Source organism: Microbacterium sp. MEJ108Y, assembly GCF_000834175.1.
Classification (GTDB): Bacteria; Actinomycetota; Actinomycetes; order Actinomycetales; family Microbacteriaceae; genus Microbacterium; species Microbacterium forte.
This window is the reverse complement of the sequence record NZ_JXQX01000012.1, coordinates 139767-160803: the sequence shown is the minus strand read 5'-3', so window position 1 is coordinate 160803 and position 21037 is coordinate 139767. Positions and strand designations below refer to the sequence as shown.

Here is a 21037-nt window from a genome sequence, read left to right as displayed (position 1 = left end):
CCAGGGTAGTCGCCGTTCAGCCGGTGATCGCTGAGCGCCCTGCGCGCGTGATCGTCACGTGCCGCGGGGCATCCGCGTCGAGCTCGGAGGGGTCGAGATCGTCGTCGCCGCCGACGGGGCGCTCGAACTCGATGTCCCACCAGGTCTCGGCCAGGTCCTCAGCCATGCCGCGTCCCCACTCGACCACGACCACCGATCGTGCGAGGTCGAGGTCGAGGTCGTCGAGCTCGGCGCCTGAGCCGAGGCGGTAGGCATCGACATGCACCAGGGGGGCCCGTCCGACGAGCGAGGGATGCGTGCGTGCGATCACGAACGTGGGGCTCTGCACCGGACCCCGTACTCCGAGTCCTTCCGCAAGCCCACGAGTGAACGTCGTCTTCCCGGCCCCGAGGGGACCGGTGAGGATCAGCAGATCTCCGGCTTCGAGCTGCTCGCCGATGCGGAAGCCGAGCTGCTCCATGGCATCGGATGTCTCGATCTCGATGTGCCCGAGGAGGGCCGGGTCGACGCTCATGCCGACCGCCGGGGCACGCGCGGGCCGATGCGCGTGACGATCTCGTAGTCGATGGTCGACGCGGCGTTGGCCCACTCGGCTGCGGAGGGAACCCCGAGGGTCGGGTCGCCGAACAGCACGACCTCGTCTCCGATCGACACCGGGGAATCGCCGACGTCGACGACGAACTGGTCCATGGCGACCCGGCCGACGTTGGTGAACCGACGACCGCCGATCGACACCGGCAGGCGTCCGGAGGCGTGGCGAGGCACCCCGTCGGCGTAGCCGAGCGGCACGAGCACCAACGTCGTGTCGTGCGGGGCGCGGTGGTCGTATCCGTACGACACCCCTGCGCCGGCGGGCACGCGGCGCACAGCGGCGATCGCGCCTCGCAGGGTCATCGCAGGACGAAGCCCCAGCTCGGCCGACGAGCGGTCCTCGAAGGGCGAGAGGCCGTAGATGCCGATGCCGATGCGCACCGCATCCAGTCGCATCTCCGGCAGGTCGATCGCGGCCGCGGTCGCCGCGATGTGCCGGATCTCGGGGTGGATGCCGAACGAGGCCGCCGCGGCGACCGCCTCCTCGAACTTCGCCAGGGCCTCGCGGTCGTCTTGAGGCGAGGTGTTCGAGAGGTGACTGAAGAGCCCGATGATGCGCAGTCGTCCGATGCGCTCGAGACGCGCGGCCTCGGCGAGCACGCGCCGCCAGTCGGCCGGTGCGATGCCGTTGCGCGAGAGCCCCGTCTCGAACTTCAGGTGCACGCCGACCGGACGATCGACCGACGCGACGGCACCGGCAGCCTCGAGCTGGTCGAACGACGAGATGCCCACCTCGACGTCATGAGCTGCCGCCTGATCGAACCGCTCGCCCGGAGCGTGCAGCCACGCGACGATCGGCGCCGTGATGCCCTGGCGGCGGAGCTCGAGAGCCTCGGGGATCTCGGCGACACCGAGACGGGTCGCGCCGCCGGCGAGGGCCGCGACGGCTACGGCCGCGGCGCCGTGACCGTAGGCGTTCGCCTTGACGACCGCGATGACCTGCACGCCGGTGAGACGGCGGAAGTGGCGGACGTTGTCGCTGATGGCATCCAGCTCGATGCGGGCCTCGCGGAACGGAACGGTCACAGGGGCTCTCCTTCGGCGACGACGAACGCGGCGGCGAGTCCTGCGTCATGGGTGAGGGTCAGATGCAGTCGGGTGATCCCGCGCTCGGCGACGACGTCGGCGGTGGATCCAGACAGCACGAAGTGCGGGCGGCCCGATGCCTCGGAGGCGATCTCGATCTCGATCCAGTGCACCCCGTCAGAGCCGCCCAGGGTCTTGATCAGGGCCTCCTTGGCGGCATACCGCGCTGCCAGGGACGGAAGGCGCAGCGCCCGCTCCCCCGGCGCGAACAGCCGCTCCAGCAGCCGCGGCGTGCGCTCCATCGTGCGCTCGAACCGCGGGATGTCCACGAGGTCGATGCCGGTCCCGATGATCACCCGTTCAGCCTAGTCGCGGCATCCGCTTCCTTCGGCTCCTGCCCCGCCCCGACCCCCGAGACGGGGTCTATTCGACGGTGACGGACTTGGCGAGGTTGCGTGGCTGGTCGACGTCGAGGCCCTTGGCCGTGGCGAGGGCCATGGCGAAGATCTGCAGCGGGACGACAGCGAGCAGCGGCTCGAACATCGCTCCGGCGAGCGGAATCCGGATGACCTCGTCGGCGAACGGCAGGACCGCCGCATCGCCTTCTTCGGCGACCACGATCACGCGCGCTCCGCGAGCACGGATCTCCTGGATGTTCGAGACGACCTTGGAGTGGACCACGGCCGAGTGGCGCGGAGACGGCACCAGGACGAAGACCGGCTGCCCTGGTTCGATCAGGGCGATCGGACCGTGCTTGAGCTCTCCGGCGGCGAAGCCCTCGGCATGGATGTACGAGATCTCTTTGAGCTTGAGCGCACCCTCGAGCGCGATCGGGAAGCCGACGTGGCGACCGAGGAACAGGACGGAGCGGGTGTCGGCCATCCAGCCGGCGAGCTGCGTGACGTGCTCCTGCTCGCTCTCGAGGACCTTGGCGATCTTCTCGGGGAGGGCTGTGAGCTCCGCGACGTCGACGGATGCGTCCTGCACCGATCCGCGCACGCGCCCCATGTGCAGACCGAGCAGCAGCAGAGCGGTGATCTGCGCCGAGAACGCCTTGGTCGACGCGACCGCGACCTCTGGACCCGCATGCGTGTAGACCACGGCATCGGACTCTCGCGGGATGGTCGCTCCCTGGGTGTTGCAGATCGACAGGGTGCGCGCTCCTCGCTCTCGCGCGTACTTGACGGCCATCAGCGTGTCCATGGTCTCGCCGGACTGGCTGATCGAGATGACGAGCGTGTCATCGCCGATCACCGGGTCGCGGTAGCGGAACTCGTGCGCCAGCTCGACATCGACGGGGATCCGCGCCCACTGCTCGATCGCGTACTTGCCGACGAGCGCCGAGTACGCGGCCGTGCCGCACGCGGTGATGATGATGCGGTTGATGCCGATGAACAGCTCGTCGAGGCCGTCGAGCTCGGGGATGACGACCTGATCTCCCCGGATGCGACCGCGGATCGTGTTGGCGACCGCCTCGGGCTGCTCGGCGACCTCCTTGGCCATGAAGCTGGACCATCCGCCCTTCTCCGCGGCGGCGGCGTCCCAGGAGACGTCGAACGGCTCGGCCTGGACCGGCGTGCCGGCGAAGTCGGTGACCGTGACGGCATCCGGCGTGATCGAGACGATCTGGTCCTGCCCGATGGCGAGCGCCTTGCGCGTGTGCTCGATGAATGCGGCGACGTCGGAGCCGAGGAAGTTCTCGCCCTCGCCGAGGCCGATCACGAGCGGCGAGTTGCGTCGCGCGCCGACGACGAGTCCGGGGTGGTCCTGGTGCATCGCGAGCAGGGTGAACGCACCCTCGAGGCGGTTGACCACGGCGCGGAACGCACCCTGCAGGTCGCCGCCGTTGGTGCGGTACTCACGACCGAGCAGCGCTGCTGCGACCTCGGTGTCGGTCTCGCTGCGGAACGCCACGCCGTCGGCGAGCAGCTCGTCACGCAGCGAGGCGAAGTTCTCGATGATGCCGTTGTGGATCACGGCGAGCTTGTCGTCATCGGCGAGGTGCGGGTGCGCGTTCTCGTCGGTGGGGCCGCCGTGGGTGGCCCAGCGGGTGTGCCCGATGCCCGTGTTGCCGTCTGCCAGGGCGGCATCCTTCAGCGAGTCGCGCAGCATCGCGAGCTTTCCCGCCTTCTTGCGCATGCCGAGCGAGCCCTCGCCGTCGATGACCGCGACGCCTGCGGAGTCATAGCCCCGGTACTCGAGACGGGCGAGCCCTGCGAGCAGGATGTCCTGGCTGGGGCGCGGGCCCACGTATCCGACGATTCCACACATGTGGTCAAGAGTAAGGCGGGACTTTTGCGAAGGTTCCGAACGAAACCTCGAGCCTGCTCAGAGCTTGCGGAGAAGCACGCTCTCGACGCTGTGATCGACGCCCTTGTTGAGCACGAGACGCGCTCGGTGCTTGGTCGGCATCACGTTCTCGACCAGGTTCGGCATGTTGATCTCGTTCCAGTAGCCGAGTGCGGTCGTGATCGCCTCCTCGTCGGTGAGGTGCGCGAAGACGTTGAAGTACGACGACGGATTCGAGAAGGCTCCCTGGCGCAGGGCGAGGAAGCGGTCGACGTACCACTTCTCGATGTGCGAGGTGTCGGCGTCGACGAAGATCGAGAAGTCGAAGAGATCGCTGACGGCCACATCGTTCGGTGCGGGCGGCGGCTGCAGGACGTTCAACCCTTCGACGATCACGACGTCAGGACGCCGGACCACCACGTGCGCATCGGGGACGATGTCGTAGCGCATGTGCGAGTAGAACGGCGCCCGCACCTCTGCGGCCCCGCTCTTCACCTCGGTGAGGAATTCGAGCAGCGCTCGCCGGTCGTAGGACTCGGGGAACCCCTTGCGGTCCATCAGACCTCTGCGCTCGAGCTCGGCGTTCGAGTGCAGGAACCCGTCCGTCGTGACGAGCTCGACGCGCGGGGTGCCCGGCCACCGACTCATCAGCTCACGCAGCAGACGAGCGATGGTCGACTTGCCGACCGCGACGGAGCCTGCGACTCCCACCACGAACGGGGTCGTCGAATCGTCCTCCTGCAGGAACGAGCTCGTCGCGGCTCCCAGGCGCTTCGTGGCCGTCGCGTAGAGGCTGAGCAGCCGACTCAGGGGCAGATAGACCTCGCGCACCTCGGCGAGGTCCAGGCGGTCTCCGATGCCGCGGAGCTCGACGACCTCGGTCTCGGTGAGCGGCTGATCGAGGCCCGCCGCCAATCGCGCCCATTCGTCGCGTCCGATCTCGCGATACGGAGACAGAGGCAGCGTGGGGTCGGCGGTGGTCACGGATACATCGTAACGGCGCACGAGTAGTCTCTATCCGTGCGCCTCGGAGTCCTCGACATCGGTTCCAACACCGTCCACATGCTCGCCGCCGATGTTCGCCCCGGGGGTCGGCCTCTGGCGACGACCAGCGATCGCACCGTCCTGCGGCTGATGCGGTACCTCACAGACGACGGTGCGATCTCCGAAGAGGGCGTACGAGCACTCGAGGCGGCTGTGGTTCGGGCGCGAGAGGTCGCGGAGGCCGAGCGGGTCGACGAGCTGCTCGCCACCGCGACGAGCGCGGTGCGCGACGCCCGGAACGGGACCGACGTGATCGCCCGCATCGAGGCTGCCCTCGGCCAGCCGTTGCAGGTGCTCGACGGAGAGACCGAGGCCCAGCTCACCTTCCTCGCCGTGCGGCGCTGGTTCGGCTGGTCGGCAGGACAGCTGCTGCTCCTCGACATCGGCGGCGGATCGCTCGAGGTCGCGGCGGGCGGGGATGAGCTGCCGGATGCCGCGGCATCCGTCCCGCTCGGAGCCGGCCGGATGACAGTGCAGTTCCTCCCGCATGATCCGCCGGGTGAAGACGACGTCGAGCGTCTTCGGGAGCACGCGACCGCGACGCTCGCCGAAGTGCTCCCCCAGTTCGCCGCGCTGCCTCGCCCCGATCACGTCGTCGGCTCGTCGAAGGCGATCCGCTCGCTCGCCAGACTCGCGGGCTACCCGGTGCCGGGGTGGTCGGGAATCCAGCGCATGGTGCTCCCGCGGGTGTCGCTGGGATCGTGGATCCCGCGGCTGGCCCGTCTGCCCGCGTCCGCGCGACAGGAGCTCCCCGGCATCACCGCGGATCGCACGTTCCAGATCGTCGCCGCGGCGGTATCGCTGCACACCGCCATGACCGCGCTCGATGTCGACGAGCTCGAGGTGTCTCCGTGGGCGCTGCGCGAGGGGGTGCTGCTGCGATACATCGAGCAGCTGAACTGGAGCGCGCCGCGCGGCTGACCTGTGGTCGGTGCCGCGCGGCGCGCTCGACGGTTCAGAGGGAGAGTCGCTCCCGCACGACGGCGACCAGCCGGTCGGCGTACGCCTGAGCGGATTCGGCATCCGCCGCCTCGACCATGACCCTGACGAGGGCCTCGGTTCCGGACTTGCGGAGCAGCACGCGACCGGTCTCGCCGAGTTCGGCTGCGACCTCGCGAACGGCCGCCTGCACGACGGCGTCGGACTCGAGCGCGTCCTTGTCGACATCGCGCACGTTGACGAGCACCTGCGGGTACACGGTCATCACGCTCGCGAGTTCGGCGATCGTCTTGTTCTGACGTGCCATCTCGGCAACCAGGTGCAGCCCGGTGAGCAGGCCGTCGCCCGTCGTGGCGAACTCGCTCATGATGACGTGGCCCGACTGCTCGCCTCCGAGGGCGTAGCCGCCACGGTCCATGTCCTCGAGGACATAGCGGTCGCCGACCGCGGTCTGGCGCACGGTGATGCCGTGCTCGCGCATGGCGACGTGCAGGCCGAGGTTGCTCATCACCGTGGCGACGAGCGTGTCATCGGTCAGGTGACCGCGCTGCTTCATCGACACCGCGAGGATGGCCATGATCTGGTCGCCGTCGATGACGTTGCCCTGCGCATCGACAGCCAGGCACCGATCGGCATCGCCGTCGTGGGCGATCCCGATGTCGGCCCCGAGCCGCACGACGGCCTCGGCGAGCTGGTCGAGGTGGGTCGACCCGACGCCGTCGTTGATGTTCAAGCCATCGGGGTCAGCACCGATCACGGTGACATCGGCACCCGCATCGCGGAAGGTCTCGGGAGACACCCCTGATGCGGCGCCGTGGGCGCAGTCGAGCACGACCTTGATGCCGTTCAGCCGGTTCGGCAGCGAGCCGAGCAGGTGCACGACGTAGCGGTCTTCGGCGTCGGAGAATCGATCGATCCTGCCCACGCCCGCACCGGTGGGGCGCAGCTTCTCGCCCGCCATCGCCTCTTCGATGCGCTGCTCGACGACGTCGGGCAGCTTCACACCGCCGCGGGCGAAGATCTTGATCCCGTTGTCGGGTGCCGCGTTGTGCGAGGCGGAGATCATCACACCGAAATCGGCGTCACGGTCGGCGACGAGGAACGCGAGCGCAGGAGTCGGAATGACACCGGCCTCGAGCACGTCGACGCCGGAGGAGGCGAGCCCTGCGGCGACCGCCGCCGTGAGGAAGTGACCGGAGACACGAGGGTCACGGGCCACCACTGCGGTGAGTCGCTTGCCTTCGGCTTTGCGGGCCTCCGCAGTACGGCCCTGGCCCAGGACGACAGCAGTCGCCTGGGCCAGGGTGAGCGCGAGGTCGGCGGTGAGGATGCCATTGGCGAGTCCTCGCACACCGTCCGTGCCAAAGATCGGCATCGGAGCGGTTGACCTTAACGCTTCGAGTACTGAGGCGCCTTACGGGCCTTCTTGAGTCCAGCCTTCTTGCGCTCCTTGACGCGAGCGTCGCGCGACAGGAAGCCGGCCTTCTTCAGCGTCGGACGGTTGTTCTCCTCGTCGATGCCGTTGAGCGAACGGGCGATGCCGAGACGCAGCGCGCCGGCCTGACCCGAGGGGCCACCACCGGAGATGCGCGCGATGACGTCGTAGCCGCCGGCGAGGTTGAGGATCGTGAACGGGTCGTTGATCAGCTGCTGGTGCAGCTTGTTCGGGAAGTAGTCCTCGAGCGTGCGGCCGTTGACCGTGATCGTTCCCGAGCCGGGGACGAGACGCACGCGGGCGATGGCCTGCTTGCGACGGCCGACAGCGGCACCCGGGACGCTGAGCACGGGGCGGGGGGCCGCCTCGACTGCGTCGGTCTCGGGAGTCGAGGTCGAGAAGTTCTGGGGGTTTTCGGTGGTGTCCTGGATGTCAGCCACGAGTATGTCCTTAAGTCTTTACGGCGCTTACTGGGCGACCTGGTCGAGGGTGTACGTCTGCGGCTGCTGCGCGGCGTGCGGGTGCTCGGCACCGACGTACACCTTGAGCTTCGACAGCTGCTGACGGCCCAGGCTGTTCTTGGGGAGCATGCCACGGATGGCCTTCTCGACAGCGCGGATCGGGTTCTTCTCGAGGAGCTCGGCGTAGGTGACCGACTTCAGTCCACCCGGGTAACCCGAGTGGCGGTAGGCCAGCTTCTTCTGGAGCTTCTGACCGGTGAGCGCGACCTTGTCGGCGTTCACGATGATGACGAAGTCACCCGAGTCGATGTGGTTGGCGAAGGTGGGCTTGTGCTTGCCACGCAGGAGCGTAGCGGCGTGCGAGGCCAGGCGGCCGAGAACGACGTCAGTGGCGTCGATGACGACCCAGTCACGCTGGACCTCGCCGGCCTTCGGGGAGTAAGTGCGCGTCACGATAGTGCTGCTTTCTTGTTCGAACGGAGAAGTTCGTGAATCCCACTCCGGGGTGGTTCTTCCCTACAGGGATGAACACGCCAGTGGAGGGCTCACGTTCGTTAGTGCTCGGCAGTCGAGTACCAAAGTGACAGCTTACGTCATTCCGGGCGTTCTCCCAAACCGAGCCGGTCGGCGATCAGTCGAACCGAGTCGTCACCAGGATCGGACGATGGTCGCTCATCCCCTGCGGAAGCGTGGTGACCCGCTGGATCTCGAAGCCGACGGACGTCGCGAAGTCGTAGTGTCCGCGGAACACGCGGTACCGGGTGTAGGTGTGGTCGTCGCTCAGCGTCAGCGCGTACCCGTGCTCGCGGATCGTCTGACCGAGGTTCTCCTTGAACACCGGATAGTTGTAGTCCCCGACCATCAGCTGCGGCAGCTCTTCGCCGAGAGTCGCAAGCTCGGTGAGGGCCGCCCGGATCTGGTGCCGACGCAGGGAGTTCAGCGCTGTCAGCGGCGCCGCGTGGAACGACGCGGCGATGAACTCGCGCCCCGCGTCGATGTCTCTCAGGCGCGCACCCAGAACCCGCTCATGCGCGGGCTTCGCGATCCGGTCGTGCAGCGACTTCTTCAGCTCGATCGTCTTGACCTCCTGGAGATGGAACTCGCTGGCCCGATAGAACATCGCGAGTCCCAGGCGATTCCCCTGCGTCGCGTCGGCGATGGTGAGGTCGCCGATCGCCTCGGGCAGATCCGCGACATCGCACTCCTGGAGGCACAGGATGTCAGGATCGTGCGCCGAGACCAGCGCCGCCAGTTCTCCTGCGGCGCGGTGCTTCTGCAGGTTGTATGAGATGACCTTCATCGCACCTCACGCTAGTGGCTCAGTCTTGGATTCCGGTGGAAATCGCCGTTCGATCGGTGGAGTTCACCCGTTCGGCATCACTCGTCGTATCCCCATCGGAGTCCCAGGATCCCTGGGCCGAACCCGTGCCGAGCGAGATGGACCGAGCCCCCGTTCGTCGAGCGCATCACCGAGATGTACTCCCCCTCGGTCTCGATGTACTCCTCGCACCAGCTGGGGAGGGCGTCGGGATGGAAGCGCACCCAGATGAGGCTCTCGCGAGCCGATCTCGACGTCGCATGCCAGGCCGACTGCCGCGGCGGATATCCGGGCGGGAAGGTCTCGGTGAACTCGAACAGCGTCGTTCCGCCGGTGGTGATCGGCTCGTCGAGCGCGATGACCACGCCAGACACGAGCCGGCCCCGATGCAGGTATTCCCGATCGATCCTCCCACCGACGACGTCGGAGATCGCCGACATGACATCGGTCTCGATCGGCGCCACGTCGATGAGGGGCACCTCGGTGATCGTGCCTCTCGTCGCCTGCACGAGCGAGCGCATGATCGTCTTCTCGACCGCGCCGTCGGCACCGACGAACACCGTCATGTGGGTCGAGAGGTCGCGCAGGGCGTCCTGCGGAGCGGCACGCAGCTCTCGCAACGTCTCCTCGGTCTCGCGCTGCTCGCGCTCCTCGTCGAAAGGCAGACGTGGAGGTGCGATCGGCCCCAGGCGAGCGGTCGGGATCAGCAGGCTCCCGAGGTGTCCTCGATGCAGACCGAGGCGATCCTCTATGCCGTCGACGACGCTCAGCGATTGCGGGCCTTCGGGCTGCCGATCACCGGAGCGCCAGTAGCTCAACGTCGCCATGGATACCGGGTTGCCGTCGTCGATCAGCTGGCTCCGCAGCCGCGCGAGGGTGATTCCCCGGTCGGAGATCGCCGCACGGAGCGCAGCGGCGAATGCGCCGCCCTGATCCTCCAGCCGATCCGTCACAGTCCCCCGCCGCAGTGTGAAGATGCCCTTCGTACGATCAGCATACGGTTCAGCAGTGTCACACCCCTCCGGCCTGCACGAGTCGTCACCGCCGCGCCCGGCCTGGGGGCCCGCCGTCCGCGGCGGTGCTGCCGCATCGTGGCCGCCCCCGGGAAGGGCGGCCACGAACGGGTCACCTGCGGCGTCGGCGCTCCCGCGTGATCGCGGCGGGCTTGTCTTCGTCCACGCGTCCGACGTCGCCCGGGAACAGGGCGTCACGCGCGAGCTGTCGCTCTCTGCGGCTGCGTCGTGCATCCGCCCACCCGACCGCGAGCCCGAGCGCGATCAGCACCACGGCGGTGAGAAGCACGGCGCGCGTGTCCATGGCGGCCCACTCCGCCCAGAGCGCCCCCATGCCCACGACGACGGCACCCGCGCCGACGGCCGTCAGACCCAGCTGAAGGCGCACCATCGATCGGGTGCCGGAGAGCAGCGGCTCGACCAGGCTCACGTCGACACTGCGTGATGCTCCATCCGAGACCCAGCTCGCCAGAGCACGCTCGCGGGCGAACTGCAGGACCACTCCTCCGACCCAGGCGAGGATGCCGAGGGCTGCGCACACGGCGAGCGCCGCTCCGCTGCTCAGGCTCAGCACGTCGATGCCGTTCTCGATCGGTTCGTTCCAGTAGACCGGATCGCAGTTGCGACACTGCTGACGCATGAAGACCGAGATCATGAAAGCACCCAAGGAGATGAGAGTGGCGGTGAGCAGCACCCGGGCCACGCGACCGAGAGTCCGCCTGCTCGGAGTCGAGAGCCACTGCGGAGCGACCGCTCGGATCGCCGCCTCGCGACGATCCGAGTCGCACGCCTCCGCTCGAGGGACGAGCTGCTTCCACCGCGACCAGTGGTCGCGCATCCGCGCATCGTCGCGTTCGACGAGTCGTCGCCCCAACCGCCGCAGCATCGCCGCGGCGAGCGCCAGCACCGCGAAGACGAGCAGCACCGCCCAGACCACGCCGTCTTCGCGCAGGTCCTCTGTGAAGACGACGGCGAGCGCGAAGAGGGCTCCGAGCCCGACCAGGCACCAGAACAGCACGGTTCCCGTGGTCTGGAGGTATGCGGCGGGGGCCTTCGCGAGCTCCGTCCTCAGTGATCGCTGCGGCACGGCATCCGGGTTCTCCCGTGCGCTCGCCTCGACCGCACGGAGGGCGGCGAACCGCTCGGCGACCAGCACGAAGGGCACGACGATCGCGAGCACCGCGGCGATGAGCAGGATCACCCCCATGCTCGCGCGGAACAGCGGATCGAGGTCGATCTGCCAGTACAGGGAGGACAGTGCCTCCTCCCCCACGATGCCGACCACGACGATGCCGAGGAACGTGTAGAGCGTGCCGACGCTCAGGCCGACACAGGTGTCGAGCGCCGCCCGCCAGAACGCCCATCCTGGCGACGAGACCTCGACGAACACGGCCGTGGGCCGGGTCATGCGCTCGTGCCGTCGCGGCGAGCGCGCGTCTGCTCCGCCCTGGTCGACAGGAGCTCGTCAGCCGGGTATCCGACCTCGGTGAGCGTCAGCCCCCTGGCGGCCAGCACCTTGAACTCGCTCGTGCGGGTGAGCGCGTCGCGCAGCACGACCAGATCGTCGACGTCGAGACGCCCCTCACCCACGGCGACGCATGCGCCCACCAGCGCCCGCACCATGCTGTGGCAGAACGCGTCGGCCTTCACCTCGGCGACGAGCACGCCCTCGGAGTCCCGCGACCATCGGTAGTCGAGGAGGGTCCGGATGGTCGTGGCCTCCTCGCGGGGCTTGCAGTATGCCGCGAAGTCGTGGAGCCCGATGAGCGTCCGCGCCGCGGTATCCATCGCCTGATCGTCCAGAACACCCCGGTGCGCGGTCGTGTCGTGGCGTCGAAGGGGGTCATAGCCGGCGGTCGAGTCGGCGAGCCGATATCGGTAGCGACGCCAGACCGCCGAGAAGCGGGCGTCGAATCCGTCGGGAGCGACGGAGGAACGGGTGACGGTCGCATCGGGGTAGGCGCCGAGCACACCGCGCATGCGCCTCGCGATCGACGCCGCGGGGTCTTGCGGGGCGCGGCCCTGACGCGACTCGATGCGCGACCACTGCGCCTCGTCGAGGTCGACGTGCGCCACCTGCCCCACGGCGTGCACTCCGGCATCCGTCCGCCCTGCGACGACGAACTGCACGTCGGAGCCGACGATGCGAGCGAGCGCGGCTTCGAGAGTCCCCTGCACGGTGCGCAGGGTCGGCTGCTTCGCCCACCCGCGGAAGTGGGTGCCGTCGTAGGCGATGTCGAGCCGGATGCGCACGGATAAAGCCTAGGGCGTACCCGCGCGCGATCCGGCTCCGCTCAGATCCCGCCGTCGATCGAGCGGATGACCTCGCCCGGCTCGTCCGGCACCATGACCTGGGTGTCGCGGTTCAGGCTCTCGCCGCGGAAGAATCGCTTCGAACGCGGGAACAGGTACCAGGCGAACATGAGCACGAGACCGAAGGCGAGCGAGCCGATGCCGATCACGAACGTTCCGCCGATGCCGAAGAGCACGGTGTAGCCGTAGTCCACATCCCACATGTCGATCGCCGACTGCACGAACGCCCCCGTCAGCATGAGGCCTCCCAGCAACGGGAAGAGGCCCTTGAAGAAGAAGTCACGCGCCGAGGTCGTGAGGTCCTTGCGGAAGTACCAGACGCAGGCGAAGCCGGTGATCGCGTAGTAGAACGCGATGGCGAGGCCGAGCGACAGGATCGAGTCCTGCAGGATGTTGTCGCTGATCAGGGTCATGCCGACGTAGTACACCGAGGCGACGACGCCCATGACGATCGTCGAGAACGACGGCGTCTTGTAGGTCGGGTGCACGTCCTTGAACTTCGCGGGCAGAGCGCGGTAGACGCCCATCGCGAGTGTTCCGCGTGCGGTGGGCAGGATCGTCGTCTGCGTCGAGGAGATCGCCGAGATGATCACGGCGACCACCAGCACCCAGCCGAAGGGTCCGAGAAGTCCGTCCTTGATCGCGAGGAAGAAGTCGTCGGCGTTGGCCTCGTTGCCGAGCCCGGTGCCGGTGTCGCCCAGGCCCGCGTACATCATGGCCGCGATCGTGACGCCCACGTAGGTGAACAGCAGGATGACGGTGGTCAGCAGCGCGGCACGGCCCGGGATGCGCTTGGGGTCCTTCGTCTCCTCGTTGAGCGCGAGGCAGGTGTCCCAGCCCCAGTAGATGAAAAGGGCGAGCAGGATCGACTCGGTGAAGCCCGACCACGAGGTGAAGCCGAACGGGTTGAGCCATTCCATGTCGAACGGGGTGGGATCGGGCGCGGTTCCTGCGAAGAACTGCCACAGAGCGGCCACCACGAAGATCGCCAGTGCGAGGTACTGGATGCCGAGCAGGACGTTCTGGATGCGCTCGCCGATCTCGACACCGCGCCAGCTCACCCACGTCATGGCGGCGATGAAGAGCACGGCCACCAGGATGATGCGCCAGTCGTTGTTCTCGAGGTCGAAGCCGATCAGCGACCAGAAGTAGACCGAGGCGATCTGGGCGAGGTTCGCGAGCACGACCATTCCGGCGACCGCGACTCCCCAGCCGCCCATCCAGCCGACCCAGGGCCCGAAGGCCTTGGTGCCCCACGTGAACGTGGTGCCGCAGTCGGGGACGGCGTTGTTCAGCTCGCGGTAGGCGAAGGCGATCAGCAGCATGGGCACGAAGGCGATGATGAAGGCGATCGGCGCCTGTGCTCCGACCGCGAGCACCACGAATCCGAGCGTGGCCACCAGCGAGTAGACCGGTGCGGTGGATGCGAGCCCGATGACGGTGGACCCCCACAGCCCGAGCGAACCGGATGCGAGCCCCTTGCCGTCGGGGCGTTCAAGATGGATCGGCGTCGTAGCTGACATGCTCAGAACATACGGCTACCACGTATATCGCGTCAATCCTTTTCTTTCACCGACGGATTTCGTGCTCATCTACGCCGGGAGGCGACGGAATCCGTCGAACTAGCCCCGATCGATCATGTCATCGGCGTGCTCGGCGACCCACTCGACGAGCGGCAGCATCCGCCGCATGAGGTCACGGCCGAGCGGAGTCAGGCTGTACTCGACGTGCGGGGGCACCGTCGGGAAGGATTCTCGGCGCACGAGCCCGTCGTCCGCCAGGGTGCGCAGGGTGGAGGCGAGCATCTTCTCGCTGATGCCGCCGACCTCGCGGCGCAACTCGCCCCAGCGACGGGTCCCGTCGGAGAGCGACGAGAGCACCAGCACTCCCCACTTGCTCATCACGTGGTCGAGGATCACTCGTGTGCTGCATCCAGGCTCGAAGATCTGCGGGGTCGCTTCCCGGATCTGCGCATAACTAACCGTCATGTACGTACCTTACTTCAAAGTGGGTACCCATCAGTTGGAATGTTCGTCGCGGGTGGGGCGGTTGTCGCTCATGTCACCTACGAAAGGACACCCCATGACCATCCTCGTCACCGGCGCGACCGGCAACCTCGGACGCCTCGTCATCGCCAGCCTCCTCGAGCGCGGCGCCGACCCGCAGTCGATCGTCGCCGGCGCGCGCGACGTCGCGAAGGCCGAGGATCTCGGCGTGCGGGTCGCGCGACTGGACTACACCGACCCCTCCTCCGTCGCTGCAGCCGTCGAGGGCGTCGACAGCGTCCTGCTCATCTCGGGTTCGGAGGTCGGCCAGCGCGTCGCCCAGCACCAGTCCGTCATCGATGCCGCCAAGGCCGCCGGAGTGACGAAGTTCGTCTACACCAGCGCTCCGAAGGCGACGACGAGCGATCTCGTGCTCGCCCCCGAGCACAAGGCGACCGAAGAGCTCATCGCGGCCTCGGACCTCCCCTCGGTGATCCTGCGCAACAACTGGTACACCGAGAACTACGCCGCCGACGTCGCCCGTGCTGCCGAGACCGGCGTGCTCGCCTCCGGAGCCGGTGACGGACGAGTCGCCTCCGCGAGCCGCAAGGACTTCGCCGAAGCGGCAGCCGTCGTGCTGCTCGAGGACGGTCACATCGGCCAGGTCTACGAGCTCGGCGGCGACGTCGCGTGGAACTACACCGAACTCGCCGGTGCGATCGCCGAGGTCACGGGCCGCGAGGTGGAGTACCAGCCGCTCACCGCCGACGAGCAGCTCGCCGGCCTCCAGGCAGCCGGTCTCGACGAGGGCACCGCAGGATTCGTCGTCGCTCTCGACGCCGGCATCGCCGCAGGCGCGCTCGCAGACACGGACGGCACCCTCGCCCGGCTGATCGGCCGACCGACCACGCCCCTCGTCGACGGCATCCGCGCGATCGCCTGATCAGCCGTTCACCCTGATCACCCGTTCGCCCTGATCACCCGTTCACACAGCGAGAGGCGCCGATCCTCACCCAGGATCGGCGCCTCCGCGCGCTCACGCGCACTCAGTCCGACGATGCCTCCCGCGGATGGACGTACGCGATCGTGAGCGCGATCTCGACGGGCCCCAGCCCGTCGTCCGCGAGGACCTTGTCGATCGCCGCGCGGACATCTCGGAGCAGCTCGAGGGCGTTCGCCGAGTACTCGACACCGAGCGATGCCTCGACCTCGACCCCGTCGTCATCCGTTCGGACGGCCACGAGAGCCTCATCGCTCCGGCTGATGCCGATCGCCACGGCCCCTTCTCCGACGATGTTCGACACCAGCGAGCCCGCTCGGTAGACGTTGCGCACGCCGGCCGTCGCCAGCACCGCCGCCTCGATCCGCTCGGCGAGTCCCGGTAGGGCTGTGGTGCTCATGAGGTCTCCTCCGCTGCACTGCTGATCCGTTGGATGTCTCGCACCGTGACGTCGATCGAGGTCACGGTGAGGTCCGTCTGCCGGTGCAGACGCTCCGCGATCTCGGCGCGAAGCCGCTCGACCGCGGTCGGGATGGACTCCCCGTAGATGGCGTTGACCTCGATCGCGATCCGGATCGGCTCGCCCACGACGGTGACGTCTCCGTCGAGAGTCGACCGACCGACCATGATGCCGGGCACGGCGTTCTCCGCCGAGCGGATGAGTCCCCGAACCGCGCCTTCCGTGATGCCGAAGTCCACGGAGGGGTCGGATTCGTCGAACGGGATGCGGCGTCCTGCACGGGCATCCAGCGCGATCCCCGAGAGGATGCGGTCGACCCAGCTGTCGTCGACCTCCGGCCTCGCCGCGGCATCCGCTTCGATCAGCTGTCCCCCCAGACCCTGCAGCCGCTCGAGCGCGTCCAGTGCGAGCTGGCACCCCGGCGAGCCCTCGATCGACGGGTCGACGGGAAGCCTGCCGGCCTCGAGATAGTCGCTCAGCTCTTCGAGGGTGTGCCCGTCGAGATCGCTCGGCTCGAGTCCGAGCTGACGCACGTCGGGAGCCTTCTGCTCTTCAGTCATCGCCAGGCCTCCATTCGCACGATCATGAACTTTCTGGCTCGAGCGAGAAGGCCACGTGCCGTCGACACCGAGATGTCGAGCTCCGACGCGATCTCGTCGTACGAGTAGCCGCCCATCTCCCTCAGCACCCAGCATTCACGCTGAGCAGCGGGCAGCTCCTGCAACGCCGCGCCGAGCGCCTCGATCCCCGCGCGCGCCTCCACCACGCGCGCGGGCGCGCTGTGCGACGGAGCCGCCTGCTCCATGTCGTCGACGTCGAGCATCGGTCGCAGCGCGCGGATGCGGTCGACCGCCTTGCGGCTCACGATGCGCATCAGCCAGCTCTTGACCTTCGCCGGGTCCTCGAGCTCGGAGAACCGCTGCCATGCGGTGACGAACGTCTCCTGGACGATGTCATCGACATCGGCCGACGCGTTCAGCATCCGCTGCGTGTACGCACGCATCATCGGCGTGTACCGCCGCACCAGCACGGCGAAGGCGGCCACGTCGCCGTCCATCGCCCGACCGGCGACGATCCGGTCATCCGCCTGCTCGAGAGCAGAGCGAAATCGTTCCCCAGCCATACGTCGACTCCCTCTTCCATGCCCCGTGAGAAGTTCGGAACAGACGCACCATCGGATCGGATCGACGATCCGACGGAGCGGTCACGAGATGCTGATCCGGTCACTCGTACGCATCTCGAGGGGCTACAGGACACGTGTCTCCGTGCCGTCGTCTGTGGCGACCGTGTCGGCGGTCGTGTCGTCGTCGGAGGGGATGTGCACGTCGTTGATGGTCACGTTGACCTCGACAGCCTGCTTGCCGACGTACTCGCTCATCGCGACAGAGATCGCAGCTCGCACGTCGTCGGCGACCTTCTGCAGCGACACCGGGTATTCGGCGACGATGGTCACATCGACGGCGACCTGGGTCTCGCCGACCTCGACGCTGATGCCCTGGGTGAGGTCGGTGGAGTTGAGCGCGTCGCGGATGGCACCGACCGCGCGCGCTGCTCCGCCGCCGAGGGCGTAGACGCCGGGAACCTCACGAGCCGCGATGCCGGCGATCTTGGCGACGACGCCGTTCTCGATGATCGTCTGGCCGGTCGAGGCGACGGTCGAACCTGCCGGGGCGACCTGGACCTTGGGCTGCTGTGCGTTCGAGACGTTCGCCATCATGTGCTCCTTCATCAGTGTGTGGGATCCCCGGCGGGGAGGGCCGCAGTGCAGCGACACCACTAAGACGGATGCTACGAACGATTCGTCACAAATTGGACGTGAATCATGACGGAGGCCGCTCCCCGAGTGGGGAGCAGCCTCAGATCAGAGTCGATCTCAGCGCGCCGTGCGGGCGAATGCGACGGATGCCAGCGCCGCGGCCTGGTCGCCGAGCACCGCGTCGTCGAACACGACCCGCGGCGAGTGGTTCCACTCGATCGTGCTCGGATCGGCATCGGGCGGCGAGGTCATCAACGCGATGAACGTGCCGGGAACCTCGTTCAGCACGAACGCGAAGTCCTCCGACCCCATCATCGGCGTCGGCATCATCACGACCCGCTGCTCCCCGAACGCACCCCGCAGGACGTCGACCGTCGCGGACGTCTCCTCCGGGTCGTTCACCGTCACCGGATACATCGTGTCGAACCGGACCTCCGCCGACAGCCCATGGGCGGCCGCCACTCCCTCGATCACTCGAGGGAGCCCCTCCTGCAGCGTCGCGAGCGATGCCGGCGACATGTTGCGGACCGTCGCCGCCAGCTCGACCTGCTCAGGAATGACGTTGACCGCCCCGTCTCCCGTCGAGAGTCGGGTCACCGACAGCACGACGGGGTCGAACGCATCGAACCGCCGTGTCACGAAACTCTGCAGCGCGAGCACGATCTCGGCCGCCGCGGGCACCGGGTCGAGCGTCTGGTGCGGCTGCGATCCGTGCCCTCCTCGCCCCCTCACCGTGACGAAGAGCTGATTGGATCCGGCGGCCACCGCTCCGCCTCTCGTCGCGAAGAGGCCTCGGGGCCCCGGGGCCACGTGGATCGCGTAGGCGGCGACCGGCCGCTCTCCCGCAGCGTCGAGCAGCCCCTCTTCGATCATGATCTTCGCGCCGCCATGCCCCTCCTCCCCCGGCTGGAACATGAAGATCACCGAGCCGTGCAGCTCATCGCGCCGTGCGGCGAGCAGCTTCGCCGCACCGACCAGCCCTGCGGTGTGCAGGTCGTGACCGCACGCGTGCATGGTGCCGTTGACGGAGGCGAAGTCGAGGCCGGTCGTCTCCTCGATCGGCAGGGCGTCCATGTCGCCGCGCAGCAGCACCGCAGGCCCCGGCAGCCCGCCGCGCAGCACCGCGACCACCGAAGTCGTGCGGGTGCCGGTGGTGATCTCCAGCGGCAGCCCTGCGAGGGCGTCGAGCACCTTCTGCTGCGTGCGAGGGAGGTCGAGTCCGAGCTCGGGGTCGGCGTGCAGGGCGCGCCGCAGCGCGACGAGGTCGGGCAGGATCGCGACGGCATCCGCCGCGAAGTCTGGGGTGGTCAAGGGTCAGCCTTTCGTGAGGGAGGTGTCGGTCTCGTGCGGCATCCGCATGAACGCCAGGGCGAGCGCGGCGACGATGAACGCCCCGGCGCAGACGCTCCAGATCGTGATGTAGCCGCCGATCGACGAGCTGAGGGATCCGGATGCCGTGAAGCCCGCGAGCAGCACGGCGAACACCGCACCGGCAGCAGAACCTCCGAGGGTGCGCAACGAGTTGTACACGCCGGTCGCGATGCCGGTCGAGTCGCTCGGAGCCAGTTCGGCGACGAGCGCGGGAAGTGCACCGAGGAGGAACCCCATGCCGATGCCGTTGATCGCCGAGATCACGAAGATCTGCCAGAGCTCATCGTGGAACGCGATCTGGATGAGAGATCCCGACGCGGCGAGAACCGCACCCGTCACCAGCACCGCACGGATGCCGATCCGGCGCGCGATCGGCGCGAAGGTCGCCGCCCCCACGGTCGCGAGGATCGTCACGACCGCCGTGACCGCCGACGCTGTTCCCGCGGACGCCGCGAAGCCGTAGCCCGCGGTATCGGGATCGGCCGTCAGGAACGTCGTCGAGGGAGCCTGCGCACCGAACATCACCATGCCGAACAGGAATGCCGTGAGGTAGACGGGCCCGAGGCGCGGCGAGACGATCAGCCGCACATCGATCGCGGGTGACGTGACGCGCAGCTCCCACAGCACCCAGAGCACGAAGATGACGACTGCCGCAGCGAGGGTGGCGATCGTCGCTGCCGAGGCGAACCCGTCAGTCGACGCCAAGCGCAGACCGAACAGCAGCACGACCATCGCGAGTCCGATGCCGATGAATCCGACGACGTCGATCTTCGCCCCGGTGCGCGAGGTGGATTCGGGCACCTTGAAGAAGACCGCGTAGACGCTGACTGCGACGAACAGCACGGGCACCAGCAGTGTCAGCGTGAGTGTGGGCAGGATCGCGGAGAAGATGCCGGCCGAGATCGTCCCGAGAATGGCGCCGCCCGTCAGGCACGACACGAGCAGGCCGATCGAGGTGCGAGCCGTCTCGCCCTTGATGCGGTTGTGCACGAGAGCGATCTCGAGCGGGAGCCACACCGCGAGTGGCCCCACGAGGATGCGAGCGGCGAGCACCAGCGGGTAGCTCGGCAGGAACGCGGTGACGAGAGTGCCGATCAGCACCGCGACCACGGCGATCCGGAGCATCCGGCGATGCCCGAAGATGTCTCCGAGCTTGGAGAGCAGCGGCACGCAGACTGCTGCGGCCAGGGTCTGGACCGTGAGGAACCAGGTGATGTCGGCGTCGGAGACCTGGAGATGGCCGGCGATCTCGCCGAGCAGAGGGGCGTAGAACCCCTGGACGAATCCGCTCGCGAGTTCGCAGAAGACGAGGAAGCCGACGACCGCGCGAGCGCTCACGTTCGGCAGGGATCGGGTGAGGGGTGGAGTGTCAGTGGTCAAGGAGAAGCCTGTTCATCAGCGTCTGCAAGGCGACGCGGCGGGGTGCTGACGAGAGCGTCGATGATGTCGACGTAGTGGCGCTCATCGATGTGGATGCGCTTGACGGACTGCCGGTACAGGGTGAGCCCGGCGATCGTGTCGAGGAGGATGTCGTGGTGGACGTCCTCCGGGAGCTCGCCGCGGGCGATGGCTCGATCGATGATCTCGACGCCCTGCCTACGGCGGTGCTGGAAGAAGGAATCCCACAGAGTGGGAAAGACATCCGGCTCGAACATCGCGCGCAGGCCGTGGCTCTGTTCGGGAGACAGCTCCTGGTTGCGCTGGTTCTGCAGCACGTGTTCGAGCAGGTCGGCACGGATGTCTCCGCGATCGGGCATTGCTCCGATCTCGACCTGCGATCGGAGCACCGCGGCGACGAGCGCGCCCTTGTCGGCGTAACGGCGATAGATCGCGGTCTTGCCGCAGCCGACCGCCTTCGACACCTGCTCCACGCTGAGTGCCTGATAGCCGTTTCGGCCGAGCATCTCGCCTGCCGTCGCGAGGATGCGTCGAGTGAGGTCCTCGTCGGTGGGACGGCCGGGCTTCTCGATCGGATCGGAGGTCATGGCCCAACGATACGATACGGAGTGTTTCGTAAGTATTACGGATATGAAACG

Annotated in this window: 23 protein-coding genes; 2 read left to right on the top strand and 21 right to left on the bottom strand. The window is 68.0% G+C overall.

The genetic code is table 11. The features are described from left to right. Window positions 1–16 precede the first annotated feature (16 nt). From tsaE to coaA, 5 genes are all read right to left on the bottom strand, one after another. Entirely contained in the window at window positions 17–514 is a 498-nt protein-coding gene (tsaE, locus tag RU09_RS07660) for a tRNA (adenosine(37)-N6)-threonylcarbamoyltransferase complex ATPase subunit type 1 TsaE (RefSeq protein WP_042539172.1), read from the bottom strand. Beyond that, on the bottom strand, window positions 511–1617 hold the full coding sequence (gene alr / locus RU09_RS07655; protein ID WP_042539170.1) for an alanine racemase: 1107 nt from the start codon (window positions 1615–1617) through the stop codon (window positions 511–513). Before alr ends, tsaE begins: the two co-directional genes overlap by 4 nt. After that, on the bottom strand, window positions 1614–1973 hold the full coding sequence (locus tag RU09_RS07650) for a holo-ACP synthase (protein WP_042539168.1): 360 nt from the start codon (window positions 1971–1973) through the stop codon (window positions 1614–1616). The genes alr and RU09_RS07650 overlap by 4 nt, the downstream gene beginning before the upstream one ends. Window positions 1974–2040: 67 nt before the next feature. After that, window positions 2041–3888, bottom strand: a complete 1848-nt coding sequence (gene glmS, locus RU09_RS07645) for a glutamine--fructose-6-phosphate transaminase (isomerizing) (protein ID WP_042539166.1) — start codon at window positions 3886–3888, stop codon at window positions 2041–2043. A gap of 57 nt (window positions 3889–3945) precedes the next feature. Continuing rightward, window positions 3946–4890, bottom strand: a complete 945-nt coding sequence (gene coaA / locus RU09_RS07640) for a type I pantothenate kinase (RefSeq protein WP_042539164.1) — start codon at window positions 4888–4890, stop codon at window positions 3946–3948. A 36-nt stretch (window positions 4891–4926) separates the two neighbouring features. Between coaA and RU09_RS07635 the strand changes: the two genes are divergently transcribed. After that, window positions 4927–5871, top strand: a complete 945-nt coding sequence (locus RU09_RS07635) for a Ppx/GppA phosphatase family protein (protein WP_042539162.1) — start codon at window positions 4927–4929, stop codon at window positions 5869–5871. A 34-nt stretch (window positions 5872–5905) separates the two neighbouring features. Here the strand turns inward: RU09_RS07635 and glmM are convergent, their stop codons facing one another. The 9 genes from glmM to RU09_RS07590 all read right to left on the bottom strand — a co-directional run bounded on the left by glmM (window position 5906) and on the right by RU09_RS07590 (window position 14417). After that, window positions 5906–7264 (bottom strand): phosphoglucosamine mutase, encoded by a 1359-nt coding sequence (gene glmM, locus RU09_RS07630; RefSeq protein ID WP_042539160.1) that lies wholly within the window; start codon window positions 7262–7264, stop codon window positions 5906–5908. A gap of 14 nt (window positions 7265–7278) precedes the next feature. Beyond that, on the bottom strand, window positions 7279–7764 hold the full coding sequence (rpsI, locus tag RU09_RS07625) for a 30S ribosomal protein S9 (RefSeq protein ID WP_042539158.1): 486 nt from the start codon (window positions 7762–7764) through the stop codon (window positions 7279–7281). Window positions 7765–7791: 27 nt separating this feature from the next. Beyond that, window positions 7792–8238, bottom strand: a complete 447-nt coding sequence (rplM, locus tag RU09_RS07620) for a 50S ribosomal protein L13 (RefSeq protein WP_042539156.1) — start codon at window positions 8236–8238, stop codon at window positions 7792–7794. A gap of 178 nt (window positions 8239–8416) precedes the next feature. Beyond that, complete coding sequence (locus tag RU09_RS07615; RefSeq protein WP_042539154.1) at window positions 8417–9085, bottom strand: endonuclease/exonuclease/phosphatase family protein; 669 nt, start codon at window positions 9083–9085, stop codon at window positions 8417–8419. Between the two features lie 77 nt (window positions 9086–9162). Next, window positions 9163–10056, bottom strand: a complete 894-nt coding sequence (locus RU09_RS07610; RefSeq protein WP_042539152.1) for a hypothetical protein — start codon at window positions 10054–10056, stop codon at window positions 9163–9165. Between the two features lie 172 nt (window positions 10057–10228). After that, entirely contained in the window at window positions 10229–11524 is a 1296-nt protein-coding gene (locus RU09_RS07605) for a hypothetical protein (RefSeq protein WP_042539149.1), read from the bottom strand. Continuing rightward, complete coding sequence (truA, locus tag RU09_RS07600) at window positions 11521–12369, bottom strand: tRNA pseudouridine(38-40) synthase TruA (protein ID WP_042539147.1); 849 nt, start codon at window positions 12367–12369, stop codon at window positions 11521–11523. Before truA ends, RU09_RS07605 begins: the two co-directional genes overlap by 4 nt. A 41-nt stretch (window positions 12370–12410) precedes the next feature. Further along, window positions 12411–13952: an APC family permease gene (locus tag RU09_RS07595; protein ID WP_042539145.1), complete on the bottom strand. Its 1542-nt coding sequence runs from the start codon at window positions 13950–13952 to the stop codon at window positions 12411–12413. Between the two features lie 99 nt (window positions 13953–14051). Beyond that, entirely contained in the window at window positions 14052–14417 is a 366-nt protein-coding gene (locus RU09_RS07590; RefSeq protein ID WP_042539143.1) for a winged helix-turn-helix transcriptional regulator, read from the bottom strand. Between the two features lie 94 nt (window positions 14418–14511). Here RU09_RS07590 and RU09_RS07585 point away from each other — a divergent pair, with 94 nt between their 5' ends. Further along, window positions 14512–15357: an SDR family oxidoreductase gene (locus tag RU09_RS07585; RefSeq protein ID WP_042539141.1), complete on the top strand. Its 846-nt coding sequence runs from the start codon at window positions 14512–14514 to the stop codon at window positions 15355–15357. Window positions 15358–15460: 103 nt separating this feature from the next. Here RU09_RS07585 and RU09_RS07580 read toward each other — a convergent pair whose 3' ends face one another. The 7 genes from RU09_RS07580 to RU09_RS07550 all read right to left on the bottom strand — a co-directional run bounded on the left by RU09_RS07580 (window position 15461) and on the right by RU09_RS07550 (window position 20986). Further along, entirely contained in the window at window positions 15461–15814 is a 354-nt protein-coding gene (locus RU09_RS07580; RefSeq protein ID WP_042539139.1) for a hypothetical protein, read from the bottom strand. Then, entirely contained in the window at window positions 15811–16434 is a 624-nt protein-coding gene (locus RU09_RS07575) for an Asp23/Gls24 family envelope stress response protein (RefSeq protein ID WP_042539137.1), read from the bottom strand. The genes RU09_RS07580 and RU09_RS07575 overlap by 4 nt, the downstream gene beginning before the upstream one ends. Then, window positions 16431–16997: an RNA polymerase sigma factor gene (locus RU09_RS07570; protein WP_042539135.1), complete on the bottom strand. Its 567-nt coding sequence runs from the start codon at window positions 16995–16997 to the stop codon at window positions 16431–16433. Before RU09_RS07570 ends, RU09_RS07575 begins: the two co-directional genes overlap by 4 nt. A gap of 123 nt (window positions 16998–17120) precedes the next feature. Continuing rightward, the gene (locus tag RU09_RS07565; RefSeq protein ID WP_079113914.1) at window positions 17121–17588 is read right to left on the bottom strand and encodes an Asp23/Gls24 family envelope stress response protein; all 468 of its coding nucleotides are present in this window, start codon (window positions 17586–17588) and stop codon (window positions 17121–17123) included. Window positions 17589–17747: 159 nt separating this feature from the next. Next, window positions 17748–18941 (bottom strand): M20 metallopeptidase family protein, encoded by a 1194-nt coding sequence (locus RU09_RS07560; protein ID WP_042539131.1) that lies wholly within the window; start codon window positions 18939–18941, stop codon window positions 17748–17750. Between the two features lie 3 nt (window positions 18942–18944). After that, window positions 18945–20381, bottom strand: coding sequence for an MFS transporter (locus RU09_RS07555; RefSeq protein WP_042539129.1), 1437 nt, complete (start codon window positions 20379–20381; stop codon window positions 18945–18947). Beyond that, window positions 20378–20986 carry a TetR/AcrR family transcriptional regulator gene (locus tag RU09_RS07550; RefSeq protein WP_042539127.1) on the bottom strand — a complete coding sequence of 203 codons (609 nt, stop codon included), beginning with the start codon at window positions 20984–20986 and terminating at the stop codon, window positions 20378–20380. The genes RU09_RS07555 and RU09_RS07550 overlap by 4 nt, the downstream gene beginning before the upstream one ends. Between the last annotated feature and the right edge of the window lie 51 nt (window positions 20987–21037).

Bases quoted from the DNA above. Each gene is read 5' to 3' on its own strand.
- tsaE (WP_042539172.1), bottom strand. From the start codon at position 514: ATGAGCGTCGACCCGGCCCTCCTCGGGCACATCGAGATCGAGACATCC.
- glmS (WP_042539166.1), bottom strand. From the start codon at position 3,888: ATGTGTGGAATCGTCGGATACGTGGGCCCGCGCCCCAGCCAGGACATC.
- glmM (WP_042539160.1), bottom strand. From the start codon at position 7,264: ATGCCGATCTTTGGCACGGACGGTGTGCGAGGACTCGCCAATGGCATC.
- RU09_RS07615 (WP_042539154.1), bottom strand. From the start codon at position 9,085: ATGAAGGTCATCTCATACAACCTGCAGAAGCACCGCGCCGCAGGAGAA.
- RU09_RS07605 (WP_042539149.1), bottom strand. From the start codon at position 11,524: ATGACCCGGCCCACGGCCGTGTTCGTCGAGGTCTCGTCGCCAGGATGG.
- RU09_RS07595 (WP_042539145.1), bottom strand. From the start codon at position 13,952: ATGTCAGCTACGACGCCGATCCATCTTGAACGCCCCGACGGCAAGGGG.
- RU09_RS07590 (WP_042539143.1), bottom strand. From the start codon at position 14,417: ATGACGGTTAGTTATGCGCAGATCCGGGAAGCGACCCCGCAGATCTTC.
- RU09_RS07585 (WP_042539141.1), top strand. From the start codon at position 14,512: ATGACCATCCTCGTCACCGGCGCGACCGGCAACCTCGGACGCCTCGTC.
- RU09_RS07580 (WP_042539139.1), bottom strand. From the start codon at position 15,814: ATGAGCACCACAGCCCTACCGGGACTCGCCGAGCGGATCGAGGCGGCG.
- RU09_RS07575 (WP_042539137.1), bottom strand. From the start codon at position 16,434: ATGACTGAAGAGCAGAAGGCTCCCGACGTGCGTCAGCTCGGACTCGAG.
- RU09_RS07570 (WP_042539135.1), bottom strand. From the start codon at position 16,997: ATGGCTGGGGAACGATTTCGCTCTGCTCTCGAGCAGGCGGATGACCGG.
- RU09_RS07565 (WP_079113914.1), bottom strand. From the start codon at position 17,588: ATGGCGAACGTCTCGAACGCACAGCAGCCCAAGGTCCAGGTCGCCCCG.
- RU09_RS07550 (WP_042539127.1), bottom strand. From the start codon at position 20,986: ATGACCTCCGATCCGATCGAGAAGCCCGGCCGTCCCACCGACGAGGAC.